12 protein-coding genes are annotated in these 12,718 nt (G+C 73.6%); 6 read left to right on the top strand and 6 right to left on the bottom strand.

Annotated elements, in window-relative coordinates; all coding sequences use genetic code 11:
- Nucleotides 1-39: 39 nt before the first annotated feature.
- Together ACWDD9_RS05860 and ACWDD9_RS05855 are read right to left on the bottom strand one after the other, a co-directional pair.
- Entirely contained in the window at nt 40-1,194 is a 1,155-nt protein-coding gene (locus tag ACWDD9_RS05860) for a cation diffusion facilitator family transporter (protein WP_074002341.1), read from the bottom strand.
- A gap of 194 nt (nt 1,195-1,388) precedes the next feature.
- Nucleotides 1,389-2,117: a gamma-glutamyl-gamma-aminobutyrate hydrolase family protein gene (locus ACWDD9_RS05855; RefSeq protein WP_049649881.1), complete on the bottom strand. Its 729-nt coding sequence runs from the start codon at nt 2,115-2,117 to the stop codon at nt 1,389-1,391.
- A 165-nt stretch (nt 2,118-2,282) separates the two neighbouring features.
- Between ACWDD9_RS05855 and ACWDD9_RS05850 the strand changes: the two genes are divergently transcribed.
- The 4 genes from ACWDD9_RS05850 to ACWDD9_RS05835 all read left to right on the top strand — a co-directional run bounded on the left by ACWDD9_RS05850 (nt 2,283) and on the right by ACWDD9_RS05835 (nt 7,183).
- Entirely contained in the window at nt 2,283-3,677 is a 1,395-nt protein-coding gene (locus ACWDD9_RS05850) for a glutamine synthetase family protein (protein ID WP_049649880.1), read from the top strand.
- Between the two features lie 3 nt (nt 3,678-3,680).
- Nucleotides 3,681-5,060 carry an aldehyde dehydrogenase family protein gene (locus ACWDD9_RS05845; RefSeq protein WP_449810869.1) on the top strand — a complete coding sequence of 460 codons (1,380 nt, stop codon included), beginning with the start codon at nt 3,681-3,683 and terminating at the stop codon, nt 5,058-5,060.
- A 7-nt stretch (nt 5,061-5,067) separates the two neighbouring features.
- Complete coding sequence (locus tag ACWDD9_RS05840) at nt 5,068-5,868, top strand: 3-oxoacyl-ACP reductase (RefSeq protein ID WP_049649878.1); 801 nt, start codon at nt 5,068-5,070, stop codon at nt 5,866-5,868.
- Nucleotides 5,869-6,022: 154 nt separating this feature from the next.
- Nucleotides 6,023-7,183: a DUF2510 domain-containing protein gene (locus tag ACWDD9_RS05835; RefSeq protein ID WP_449810868.1), complete on the top strand. Its 1,161-nt coding sequence runs from the start codon at nt 6,023-6,025 to the stop codon at nt 7,181-7,183.
- A gap of 139 nt (nt 7,184-7,322) precedes the next feature.
- On the opposite strand, the gene ACWDD9_RS05830 is transcribed toward ACWDD9_RS05835, so the two are convergent.
- From ACWDD9_RS05830 to ACWDD9_RS05820, 3 genes are all read right to left on the bottom strand, one after another.
- A complete protein-coding gene (locus ACWDD9_RS05830; RefSeq protein WP_449810867.1) occupies nt 7,323-8,237 on the bottom strand; it encodes a lytic polysaccharide monooxygenase auxiliary activity family 9 protein in 915 nt (304 codons plus the stop codon).
- Between the two features lie 241 nt (nt 8,238-8,478).
- Nucleotides 8,479-8,898 carry a hypothetical protein gene (locus ACWDD9_RS05825; RefSeq protein WP_049649875.1) on the bottom strand — a complete coding sequence of 140 codons (420 nt, stop codon included), beginning with the start codon at nt 8,896-8,898 and terminating at the stop codon, nt 8,479-8,481.
- A 58-nt stretch (nt 8,899-8,956) separates the two neighbouring features.
- On the bottom strand, nt 8,957-10,180 hold the full coding sequence (locus ACWDD9_RS05820) for an amino acid deaminase/aldolase (protein WP_074002345.1): 1,224 nt from the start codon (nt 10,178-10,180) through the stop codon (nt 8,957-8,959).
- 102 nt (nt 10,181-10,282) lie between these two features.
- Between ACWDD9_RS05820 and ACWDD9_RS05815 the strand changes: the two genes are divergently transcribed.
- A complete protein-coding gene (locus tag ACWDD9_RS05815; RefSeq protein WP_074002346.1) occupies nt 10,283-11,056 on the top strand; it encodes an SseB family protein in 774 nt (257 codons plus the stop codon).
- A gap of 68 nt (nt 11,057-11,124) precedes the next feature.
- Here the strand turns inward: ACWDD9_RS05815 and ACWDD9_RS05810 are convergent, their stop codons facing one another.
- Nucleotides 11,125-11,502 (bottom strand): DUF1844 domain-containing protein, encoded by a 378-nt coding sequence (locus ACWDD9_RS05810; RefSeq protein WP_049649872.1) that lies wholly within the window; start codon nt 11,500-11,502, stop codon nt 11,125-11,127.
- A gap of 446 nt (nt 11,503-11,948) precedes the next feature.
- On the opposite strand from ACWDD9_RS05810, the gene infC reads away from it, so the two are divergent.
- Nucleotides 11,949-12,680, top strand: coding sequence for a translation initiation factor IF-3 (gene infC / locus ACWDD9_RS05805; RefSeq protein ID WP_074002347.1), 732 nt, complete (start codon nt 11,949-11,951; stop codon nt 12,678-12,680).
- Nucleotides 12,681-12,718: the final 38 nt, after the last annotated feature.

The raw sequence follows: 12,718 nt of genomic DNA, 5'->3' as shown, positions 1-12,718 counted from the left end.
CTCAGATCATGCCGTACGGGGGTGACGGACCGCCGGTTCTCAGTGCTCGTGCGGTCCGGCGCGGTGGACCGGGCCGTGGGAGTCGGCGCAGTGCTCGGCGGCGGAGGAGGCGGCGGAGGCGCCGTTGGGGGCGGCGGTGGAGTCGGGCGGGGTGGCGATCTGCAGCAGCGCGCCGGCCTCGTCCTCGCCGACGTGGTCGACCTGGAGGGTGGAGTGGGTGATGCCGTACTCGTCCGAGAGCCGGCGCTGCAGGGAGCGCCGCACCGCGTGGCAGTCGCCGCCGGGGGTGACGAGGATGTGCGCGGACAGGGCGGGCTGGCCGGAGGTGATCTCCCAGATGTGCAGGTCGTGGATCTCCTCGACCAGCGGTTCGGTGACCATCCGGTCGGCGACCGCGTCCGGGTCGATCCCGGCCGGGGCGGCCTCCAGGAAGATGCGTCCGGAGTCCCGGACCAGCGCGATGCCGGCCTTGAGCATCAGTGCGACGACGATCAGCGAGGCGATGGCGTCGGCCCGGGCGAAGCCGGTGGTCAGCACGATCGCGCCGGCGACGGCGGTGGCGATGAAGGCGTACAGGTCGGTCAGGACGTGCTGGAAGGCGCCTTCGACGTTCAGCGAGCTGCGGTTGGCCTTGGACATGCACCAGGTGGCCGCGAGGTTGACGACGATCCCGATCAGCGCGGTGATCAGCACCAGCGAGCCGGTGACCTGCGGCGGCTCGAACAGCCGGGTGACCGCCTCGTAGCCCAGCCAGGCCGACAGCACCAGCAGGGTGACCCCGTTGGCCTGCGCGGAGAGGATCTCGGCGCGCTTGAGGCCGTAGGTGTAGCCGCCCCGGGCCGGGCGGGCGGCGAGCCGCATGGCGATCAGCGCGAGCACGATCGAGGCGGCGTCGGTGAGCATGTGCGCCGCGTCCGAGATCAGGGCCAGGGACTGGGCGGCGAAGCCGACCACGACCTCGCCGGCCATGAAGACGACGATCAGGGCGAGGGCACTGAGCAGCCAGCGGCGGTCCGCGTCGGCGGCGACGCCGTGCGAGTGGCCGCCGTGTCCCCCGGAGCCGTGGGAGTGCCCCCCGGAGCCGTGGGAGTGCCCGCCCGAACCATGCGCGTGCCCCCCGGAGCCGTGCGAGTGCGAGGGCGAGTGCCTCTGGTCATGCGCATGATCATCGTGCGAGTGCTCGTGCCCGGCCATGGAAGTCCTCTCTGGGCGCACGGGTGGGAAAGGGGGCGCGATACGACCGCCCCGCAACCGAAGTGAACCGCAGAATCGACAAAGATCCAAAGGTTGTACTGGTGACCGTTGTCGTTCCCGTCCGGGCGGCCGGATCCGGCTCACTCCGCACCCGACCGGCCTCCCGAACTCCCGTTCCGCCGTGCCCAGTTGATCTACCCCAGCGCCATCGCGTCGAGGACCGCCGCGGTGGCCGCCCGGACCAGGGCCCGCATCAGCCGCAGGTCGTCCCCCTGCTCCGGGTGCCACTGCACCCCGAGCGCGAACCCCGGCCCCTCCACCGCCTCCACCGTCCCGTCCGGCGCGTGGGCGCTCACCCGCAGGCCCGCCCCCACCCGGTCGACGGCCTGGTGGTGGAAGGTCGGCACCTCCAGCTCGCTCTCCGGCAGCAGCCCGCCCAGCAGCGTCCCCGGCACCGGCCGCACCAGGTGCGAGCCGTAGCACCCGGGCGAGCCGCCGTGCACGTCCACCGGCACCACGTCCGGCAGGTGCTGCACCAGCGTCCCGCCGCACACCACGTTCAGGACCTGCATCCCCCGGCAGACCGCCAGCAGCGGCATCCCCGCCGCCAGCGCCGACCGCAGCAGCGCGACCTCCCAGGCGTCCCGCTCCGGCGAGTCCACCTCCGTCGCCGGGTGGGCCGGCTCCCCGTAGTACGCCGGGTCGATGTCCGGCCCGCCCGCGATCACCAGGCCGTCCAGCCGGGCCAGCACCTCCGGGGCGCGCTCCGGGACGTCCGGCGGCAGCAGGACCGCGATCCCGCCGGAGTCCCGGACCTGCGCGGTGTACCGCTCGGGCAGCAGGGCCACCCGGCGGCCCCGCCAATCGCTCCAACTCGCGTCCACCAGGTAGGTGCTGACGCCGATCAAAGGCCTGCGATCCATGGCGCGCATTCTCCCCCCGGAGCACCTGATCCACCGTCAGCCACGCGCGTCGGCGCGCCACGGGCGCCCGACACCCACCCGCCCTCTTCCGCCCCGCGAGTCGCAGGCCGTACGGTTCGCTGTGACCGTTTGATCTCGAAGAGTGATCGAGGAGGAGGGTTCGGTATGTCCGAAACGCCCGAACGGGCCGCCGCGGGCTCGCCGCCCCGGCCGCCGCTGACCCTGGACCGGCTGCGCGCCCTGGTGGACACCGGTGAGGTGCACACCGTCGCGCTCGCCTTCACCGACATGCAGGGGCGCCTCCAGGGCAAGCGCTTCGCCGCCCGGTTCTTCCTCGACGAGGTGGCCGAGCACGGCGCCGAGGCCTGCGACTACCTGCTGGCCGTCGACGTCGACCTGAACACCGTGGACGGCTACGCCTTCTCCTCCTGGGCCACCGGCTACGGCGACTTCGCGATGCGCCCCGACCTCGGCACCCTGCGGCTGACCCCCTGGCAGCCCGGCACCGCCCAGGTCACCGCCGACCTCGCCCGGCACGGCGGCCACCCGGTGGACGCCGCCCCGCGCCAGCTGCTGCGCCGCCAGATCGCCCGGCTCGCCGAGTACGGACTGGCCGCCGACATCGGCACCGAGCTGGAGTTCCTGGTCTTCCGCGACACCTACGAGCAGGCCTGGCTGGGCGGCTACCGCGGCCTGACCCCGGCGAACCTGTACAACGTGGACTACTCGATGCTGGGCACCGCCCGGGTCGAGCCGCTGCTGTCCCGGATCCGCACCGAGATGGCCGGCGCCGGCCTGGTGGTGGAGTCCGCCAAGGGCGAGTGCAACCTCGGCCAGCACGAGATCGCCTTCCGCTACGCCGACGCCCTCACCACCTGCGACCAGCACAGCGTCTACAAGACCGGCGCGAAGGAGATCGCCGCCCAACTCGGCTGCGCGCTCACCTTCATGGCCAAGTACGACGAGCGCGAGGGCAACAGCTGCCACATCCACCTCTCGCTGCGCGACGCCGTCGGCGCCCCCGCCTTCGCCGATCGGGACGGCCGGATGACCGACACCATGCGGCACTTCCTGGCCGGCCAGCTGGTCGCGCTGCGCGAGTTCAGCCTGCTGTACGCGCCGAACATCAACTCCTACAAGCGCTACCGCCCAGGCTCCTTCGCCCCGACCGCCGTCGCCTGGGGCCGGGACAACCGCACCTGCGCCTACCGGGTGGTCGGCCACGGCCCCGGCCTGCGGATGGAGAACCGGGTACCGGGCGGCGACGTCAACCCGTACCTCGCGGTGGCCGGGATGCTCGCGGCCGGCCTGCACGGGCTGCAGCGCAAGCTGGACCTGCCCGCGCCCTGCCTCGGCAACGCCTACGCGGTCGAGGAGTACGCCCGGGTGCCCGGCTCGCTGCGCGAGGCCGCCGGGCTCTGGGCGGACAGCGCACTGGCCCGCGAGGCCTTCGGCGACGACGTGGTCGAGCACTACCTGAACATGGCCCGGGTCGAGCAGTCCGCCTACGACGGGGCGGTCACCGACTGGGAGCGCTACCGATCCTTCGAACGGATGTGAGTCATGAGCGAGCCGAACGCGACCGCCGGGAGCAGCACGGTCCGCAACCCCGCCACCGGCGAGGTGCTCGCCACCGTCCCCGACACCACCCCCGAGCAGCTGGACGCGGCCGTCCGGCACGCGGTGAAGGCCCAGGCCGGTTGGGTGGCGCTGGCCCCCGGTGAACGCGCCCGGCTGCTGCGCCGGTTCGCCGACCAGGTCGAGGCGCACGTCCCGGAGCTGGCCGCCCTGGAGGTGGCGGAGGCCGGCCACCTCCAGGCCAGCGCCCGCTGGGAGGCCGGCAACGTCCGGGACCTGCTGGAGTACGCCGCCGGGGGAGTGGAACGGCTGACCGGCCGGCAGATCCCGGTCCCCGGCGGCCTGGACGTGACCTTCCACGAGCCGGTCGGCCTGGTCGGGGTGATCGCGCCGTGGAACTTCCCGATGCCGATCGCCGCCTGGGGCTTCGCCCCCGCCCTGGCGGCCGGCAACGCCGTCCTGCTCAAGCCCGCCGAGGCCACCCCGCTGACCGCTCTGCGGCTGGCCGAACTCGCCCTCGCGGCGGGCCTGCCCGAGGGCCTGTTCCAGACCGTCCCCGGCGCGGGCGCCACCACCGGACGGGCCCTGGTGGACCACCCGGCCGTCCGCAAGATCGTCTTCACCGGCTCGACCCTCGTCGGCAAGGAGGTCGCCGCCCGCTGCGCCGCCCGCGCCAAGCGGGTCACCCTGGAGCTCGGCGGCAAGAGCCCCAACATCGTCTTCGCCGACGCCGACCTGGCCCGCGCCGCCGACCCGCTCTCCTTCGCCGACAACAGCGGCCAGGACTGCTGCGCCCGCAGCCGGATCCTGGTCCAGCGCGAGGTGTACGAGGACTTCCTCGCCCTGCTGCTGCCCGCCGTCGACACCCTGCGCACCGGCGACCCGACCGACCCGCAGACCCAGCTCGGCCCGCTGATCTCGGCCGCCCAGGTCCGCCGGGTGGCCTCCTACCTCACCCCCGACCTGCCGGTGCTGGCCCGCGGCAAGGTCCCGGACGGGCCCGGCTACTGGTACCCGCCGACGGTGGTCGCCCCCGAGGACCCGGAGGTCCCGGCCGTCACCGAGGAGATCTTCGGCCCGGTCGCCGCCGTCCTGCCGTTCACCGACGAGGCCGACGCGCTGCGGCTGGCCAACGCCACCCGCTACGGCCTGTCCGGCTCGATCTGGACCAGGGACGTCGGCCGCGCGCTGCGCCTGGCCCGGGGCGTACGGGCGGGCAACCTGTCGGTCAACTCGCACTCCTCGGTGCGCTACTGGACGCCCTTCGGCGGCTTCGGCGAGTCCGGGGTGGGCCGCGAGCTGGGGCCGGACGCGCTGCGCCACTTCACCGAGACCAAGAACGTCTTCATCCACAGCGAGGAGTGACAGCCCGATGAGCGAGAAGCACGCCGCGCCGGACGAGCCCGTCTGCCGACGGCTGGTCGGCCGCACCGCCGTGGTCACCGGCGCGGGCAGCGGGATCGGCCTGGCCGCCGCCCGCCGGCTCGCCTCGGAGGGCGCGAAGGTGGTCTGCGCCGACCTCGACGAGGAGACCGGGCGGGCCGCCGCCAAGGAGGTCGGCGGGCTGTTCGTGCACACCGACGTCACCGACCCGTACATGGTCGAGGCGCTGTTCGACGAGGCGTACGAGACCTGCGGCAGCGTGGACGTCGCGTTCAACAACGCGGGCATCTCGCCGCCCGAGGACGACTCGATCCTGACCACCGGCCTGGACGCCTGGCGCAGGGTCCAGGAGGTCAACCTGACCTCGGTCTACCTGTGCTGCAAGGCCGCGCTGCCGTACATGCGCCGGCACGGGCGGGGCTCGATCATCAACACCGCCAGCTTCGTGGCCCGGATGGGCGCGGCCACCTCGCAGATCTCCTACACCGCCTCCAAGGGCGGGGTGCTGGCGATGTCCCGCGAGCTGGGCGTGCAGTTCGCCCGGGAGGGCATCCGGGTCAACGCGCTCTCGCCGGGGCCGGTGGACACCCCGCTGCTGCGCGAGCTGTTCGCGAAGGACCCGGAGCGGGCCGCCCGCCGGCTGGTGCACATCCCGCTCGGCCGGTTCGCCCGGGCCGAGGAGATCGCCGCCGCGGTGGCCTTCCTGGCCAGCGACGACTCCTCGTTCATCACGGCGAGCGAGTTCCTGGTGGACGGCGGCATCTCCGGGGCGTACGTCACACCGCTGTAGCCGCCCGCGGGCTCGGCGGTCGGGCCGCACAAGGGTCGCGGAAGGGTCGCGGAAGGGTCGCAGCCGGGGTTCTCACCGGAATCTCATCGAAAACGGCGGGAATTCCGGGCCGCGCTGATTTCGCGTTTATCCGGCTGCCTTTAGATTCTCTACCGTGAGCGAGCAGATTCCCGCCGGGTGGTACCCGGACCCCAAGAACACCACCGGCGACCCGAGGCCGCAGCGGTGGTGGGACGGCAAGGGCTGGACGGCCGACACCCGGCCCGCACCCTCGGACGCCCCGGCACCGCAGGCCCCGGAGGCGGAGCCGACGGCCGCCGCGGCCCCGGGGCCGGGAGCGGCCGGGCAGACCACGGTGCTGGAGGGCGAGGTGCTGGAGAGCGGCCCGACCGTCCGCTACCCGGAGCCGCCGCCCTTCGGCGCCGCCTACGGCTCGCCCGCCGGGCCGCCGCGCAAGCCCCGGCGCAAGCCCTCCAAGCTGGTGCTGGCGACCACCGTCGCCGCCCTGCTCGGCCTGGCCGTCGGCGCGGGGGTCACCTACCTCGCGGTGGACGGCCACAGCGACCGCGCCCCGCGCAGCGCCCGCCCGGCCCCGCAGGGCGGCGGCTACGGCCCGTGGGGCGGCCTCCCGGGCTTCGGCGACCCCGGCAACGGTGGGGGCGGGGACAGCAAGGGCGGCAACGGGGGCAACGGCGGGAACGGCGGGAAGGGCGGCGGCGGGAACGGCAACGGCGGCGGCAAGACCCGCCCGAGCACCGACCAGGCGATCGACGTGGTCAACAAGCTCACCCTGCCGGTCCCGGACGGCTGGGAGGCCGGCACCACCACCGACGGCTACGCCATGCTCAGCGTCGGCTCGTACACCTGCGTGGACGGCAAGAGCACCTGCTCCCTCGGCGGGGCCAACACCGGCCGGATCGACGGCGGCGGCACCGACGCCCAGGCGGCGGCCAAGGCCGACATCGCGGCGGCCGCCAAGGCCGCGTACGGCGACGTCACCGGGCACCAGGAGCTCAAGTCCGAGGCCGTGAAGGTCAACGGCCAGGACGGCTACCTGGTCCGCTGGAAGGTGGACACGCCCAAGGGCAACAACGGCTACGTGCAGACCGTGGTCTTCCCGTCCGCCGACGGGAAGTCGCTGGTCTCGGTGCACTTCGGCTTCGACATCGCCGACAAGTCGCCGGACGTCGCGGTGATGGACACCATCGTCAAGGGCATCACCGACTACAAGGGCAAGCTGCCGACCATCCCGGGGCTGCCCGGGTCCGGCGGGTCCGGTGCGGGCGCCGGCGGCGCCGGGGGCACCACCACCTGAGCACCGCGCTCCTCACACGGCGGCGGCCCACCCGGGAGGGAACCCTCCGGGTGGGCCGCCGCCGTTCGCTCGTACGCGGGGTGGTGCCGCGGGAACCGGGCCGGACGGGGGTGTGGCCGGCCCGGTCCCGCGCCCGGCGTCAGGAGTCGCGTCGAACAGCCTCGACGCGACGGCGCCGGAGCACCATGCCGGCCCAGCCGACGCTGATCGCGGCGGCACCCGCGAGCAGCAGCGGACCGGTGGCCGAGGTACCGCCCACGGCCGCCGAGGCGGTCGGGATCACCTGGCCGGCCGGGGAGTCCGGGTCCCCGCCGTGGCCGTGGTGGGCGACCGTGGACTTGGAGGCGTCGGCCGCGATCTGGGCGTCGCTGGGCGCGGCCGGGGCCTGGGCGGTGAGCGCCGACGCGGCGGTGGCGGAGGCGCCGAAGTCGACGTCGGAGCAGGCGTAGAAGGCCTCCGGGCTGTCGCTGCGCTGCCACACCGTGTACAGCACCTGGCGGCCGGTGCGCTGCGGCAGGGTGCCGGAGTAGCTGTAGGAACCGTTGACGGCGTTGCGGTCGACCTGCACCTTGGCCACCGGGGTCGGGTCGAGGTCCGACCACTTCAGCGGCTTGGTGGGGTCGTAGCCCGCCTTGGTGATGTAGACGGTCTGGGTGCCGACGTGCGGCGCGGTGGTGCGGAACTGGAAGGTGAAGGCGCCGGACTTCACCGCGGTGGCCGGCCAGTCGGTGCGCGGCCAGTCCAGCGCCGCGTACTTGTCGCGGTTGGCCGAGCAGAGCTTGCCGTCCGGGATCAGCGCCTGGTGGTTGCCGTTGGCGTTGGCGATGTTGACCTCGTTCCAGTCGTACAGCGGCTGGGTGCCGCTCGCGGCGACGAGGTCCTTGCAGATCTGGGACACCGGGTGCTCGGGGCCCTCGGCGTAGCAGGCGGCGACCCGGCTCACGGGGTTGGTCATCGTGCCGTGGGCGCTGGCGGTGCCGGCGGTGGCACCGGCCACCGCGACGACCGCGGCGCCGATCACGCCGACGGACAGGACACTTCGCTTGATGGACATGGGGTGGGGACTCCTTGACCGTCGTTCCGGGCGTGCGTGGGGGAACGGGCACGCCTGCCCGTTCGGGAGCCGCCGGCCCGGCGCGCGGCTCCCGGCCAGAGCGTAGGATTGGTCTGGACCAGAAGGCAATAGCCGCGCGTACTGTGCTTGTTGACGGACTGTAGGCCCCGGAGCAGGACAAAGGCCCGACGGACGGCCGTGGTTAGCCGTTCCATCGGGCCCCGTTAAGGCTCCGGAAAGGTCAGTGCCGCATGTCGTGGATGATGCCGGCCTGGATCACGAGATCGCTGTTGACGGTCGAGCTGCCGCTGATGGTGTTGATGATGTAGGTCCCGCCGGGCGCCTTCTCGAACTGCCCGGGCAGGAACTCCCTGAGGATGTCGAAGAGTTCCTCGGCCGCCTGCGGGTTCGTCCGGAACAGCGCGCGCAGCCGGTTGCGAAGGGCGGCGGCCTGGTCGGCCAGGACCTCCTCGTCGCCGTCGGCCTCCAGCACCTCGGCGCGGATCACCTCCAGCTCGGCGCTCGCCTCCTCGTCCCGCTCGCCGCGCCCGAACAGCCGGGCGATCCGCGAACTGGCCTGGTTCCAGGCGGCCGTGGCCATCAGTCCGGCCACCGAGGTCGCCCCGGACCTCACCATCTCCTGCACGAGCTCGGCGTCCATGCCGCCCCCTTCACGTTCGCAGTGTCGCCACCACGGTAGGGCAAAGGCGGACGAAGCGTCAGAGGAACGTCTTCCCCTCGCCCCGGTACGTCGGCACCGTCCGCACGACCCGGTCGCCCTCGACCAGGTGCAGCTCGGCGAAGCGCTCGCACAGCTCGCCCGCCTTGGCGTGCCGGAACCAGACCCGGTCGCCGATCAGCAGGTCGTCCGCGGCCGAGCCGAGCAGCGGGGTCTGCACCTCCCCGGCGCCCTCCATCGGGTCGTAGCGCAGCCCGGCCGGCAGGTACGGCACCGGCGAGCGGTCCGGGCCGGCCGCGCCGGAGGCCGGGTAGCCGCCGCCGAGCACGGTCACCACGCCGAGGCCGGGGCGGCGCACCACCGGCTGGCCGAACAGCGCGGCCGGGCGGCCCCGGAAGGAGCGGTAGTTGTCGAACAACCGCGGCTGGTACAGCCCGGAGCCGGCCGCCACCTCGGTGACGGCGCGCTCGGCCACGGTGGACTCCACGCTGCCGGTGCCGCCGCCGTTGACGAACTCCAGGTCGGCCACCCGCCGCAGCCGTCGGACCGCCGCCGCGCGCCGCTCGGCCAGCTCGGTCCGGGACCTGGCCTGCATCAGCCGGATCAGCTGCGAGCGCACCGGCCGGCCGGGCACCCGGTCGCCCACCCCGGCGACGTGCCCCTCGTACGCCATCAGGCCGACGACCCGGAAGCCCCGGCGGCGCTGGACGAGTTCGGCGAAGGCGCCGAGGTCCTCGGGGGTGCGCAGCGGCGAGCGCCGGGCGCCGACCCGGACCCGGCCGCCGAGCAGCTGCAGCGAGGTGTCCAGCTCCAGGCAGACCCGCACCTCGGCGTCGCCGCCGCGGGCCGCGTCGATCAGGTCCAGCTGGGCCGGGTCGTCCAGGACGACGGTGATCTCGCGGGCGGCCTCCGGGTCGGCGGTCAGTTCGGCGTAGCCGGCCCGGTCGGCGGAGGGGTAGGCGAGCAGGATGTCGCGGACGCCGGTGCGGGCCAGCCAGAGCGACTCGTCCAGGGTGAAGCTCATCACCCCGAGGAAGCCGTCCACGGCCAGGGCCCGTTCCAGCAGCGCCCGGCAGCGGATCGACTTGCTGGCCAGCCGGATCGGCTTGCCGCCGGCCCGGCGGACCAGGTCGGCGGCGTTCGCGTCGAACGCGGCGAGGTCCACGACGGCCACCGGCCCGTCCAGGTGGGCGGTGGCGCGGTCGTACCGGAGGCGGTCGGAGACCGGGGCGGGTGCGGTCGCGGGCGCGTCGAGGATCACCATGGCCGCAGGGTGCCACACCGCGCTACCGGTGGGTAGGCCCCGTGCACGGGGAGCGTGCAGGGAAATGGGGCCGCTCGCGCGCGGTGGCATAGGGTCGGGCGGGTGGACCGCAAAGACTTCTCCAACCCGGCGTTCGTCGGCAAGAGCATCCCGAATCCCGGCTTCTCCGACGACGACGGCACCGCCGACCAGGCGCTCACCGAGGCCCTCGCCCGCTGGTCGCAGGACCGCGCGGCCGAGCCGGAGGTGCTGGCGGCGCTGACCCCCACCCGGCTGATGGTCCCGATCGTCGCGATCCTCGGCGAGGTCGAGGTGGACGCGAACGGGCACCGGCACGAGAAGACCAGCGACATGGCCGTCCCGGTGCTGGAGGCCCCGGACGGGCGCCGCGCGCTGCCGGCCTTCACCTCGCTCGACTCGCTCGCCCGCTGGCGCGCCGACGCCCGCCCGGCGCCGACCGCGGCCCCGCAGGCCGCGATGGTGGCCTTCTCGGAGCGCGCCGACACCCTGCTGATCGACCCGGCCGGGCCGGTGCCGTTCCTGCTGAGCGGTGCCCGGCTGCGGGCGCTGGCGGAGAACCGCGCGTTCCTGCCGCCGGTCCGGGACCCGGAGGTGCGCGAGGCGGTCCGCGGGCTGCTGGCGGCCGAGCCGCAGGTGGTCACCGGGCTGCTGGCGGCCTCGGAGGACTCGGACGGTGTGCTCGCGGTGGTCTTCGACCCGGCGCTGGACCAGGCCGGGCTGCAGGCGGCCGCCCAGCGGGTCGGACAGGCCGTGGCCGCCGACCCGGTGCTGCGGGTGCGGCTGGACCGGGGGCTGGACCTCGCGGTGCTGCCGGCCGGTGCGGAGCTGCCGGGGGAGCCGCTCTACAAGCGGTAGGAAGCGAAAAGGGGGAGGTCAGCCTACTAGACTAGTAGGCTGACCTCCCCTTTTTCCCCGTCCGGACTTCAGGAGTAGACCGGCCCGGTGAACTTCTCGCCCGGCCCCGCGCCCGGCGCGTCCGGGACGACGGACGCCTCGCGGAACGCGAGCTGCAGCGAGCGCAGCCCATCCCGCAGCGGCGCGGCGTGGAAGTTGCTGATCTCCGGGGCGCCGGCGGTGACCAGCCCGGCGAGCGCGGTGATCAGCTTGCGGGCCTCGTCCAGGTCCTTGTCCTTGTCGCCGCCCTCGGCGAGACCGCACTTGACCGCGGCGGCGCTCATCAGGTGCACGGCGACGGTGGTGATCACCTCGACGGCCGGGACCTCGGCGATGTCGCGGGTGAGGTCGTCGAAGCCGATCGCGTCGTCGTCCGCGCCGGGGTTCTGGGTGGGCTCGCTGCTCAAGGGTGGCTCGTTCCGTTGTGCCGTGTGGGTACACGTGGAGCGTACAAGGGGGTCCGCGCCGGGGCGGAATAGCGTTCGACCGCGTGACGCTGTAAGCTTCGAGACTGACCGGCCGGGATCCCGTATGGGCACTCGGCCAGCAAGTGGAGGCTCCACTGAGGAGGCCCGAGAGGGCAACCGCGAAAGTCTCCCACCTTGTCGGCCTCGCGGCCGACGGGTCCCGGTCCGCGACGGGCGCCCCTGGCGCCGAGTCGCCGCAGCGCCCCTCACCGGGCGCAGCCCCCGGTTGTGTGGAGCCCCGCTTGTACCGAGCGGGGCTTTTTTCGTGTGGCGGTGTACGTAGCCGGACAGCGCAGCACGAATGAAGCCCCGCCCAGTGGTCGAGTCCACTACGTGCGACCGCCGTCCGACGGCCGCATCGCAGAAGGTGCAACCGAGGAGGCCCCATCAGCACCGAGCCCCGCATCAACGACCGGATTCGCGTCCCCGAGGTGCGACTCGTCGGTCCCAGCGGCGAGCAGGTCGGCATCGTGCCGCTTGCCAAGGCGCTGGAGCTCGCGCAGGAGTACGACCTCGACCTGGTCGAGGTCGCGGCGACCGCCCGGCCGCCGGTGTGCAAGCTCATGGACTACGGCAAGTTCAAGTACGAGTCGGCCATGAAGGCCCGTGAGGCGCGCAAGAACCAGGCGCACACGGTCATCAAGGAGATGAAGCTCCGGCCGAAGATCGACCCGCACGACTATGACACCAAGAAGGGTCACGTCGTCCGGTTCCTCAAGCAGGGCGACAAGGTCAAGATCACGATCATGTTCCGCGGTCGTGAGCAGTCCCGCCCCGAGCTGGGCTTCCGTCTGCTCCAGCGGCTCGCCGACGACGTCCAGGACCTGGGCTTCGTCGAGTCCTCGCCCAAGCAGGACGGCCGTAACATGATCATGGTTCTTGGCCCGCACAAGAAGAAGACCGAGGCGATGGCCGAGGCCCGCGCCCTCGCGGACGCCCGCAAGGCCGAGCGTCAGGGCCGCACCGGCGGCCCCGACGCCGCTGCGGACATCGAGGACGAGGACGTCGTGACCGACGTCGAGGACGTCGTGACCGAGGCCGAGGACGCCCCGGCCGAGGCGCCGGCCGTCGAGGCCGACGCTCCGGTCGAGCAGCCGGCCGCCTCCCAGGGCGCCTGAGCCCTCACCGGCCAGGAGGCCCGGGAGACCGGCCCCCA

The organism is Kitasatospora sp. NPDC001119, assembly GCF_053598475.1.
This window is presented reverse-complemented; position numbering and strand designations above follow the sequence as displayed.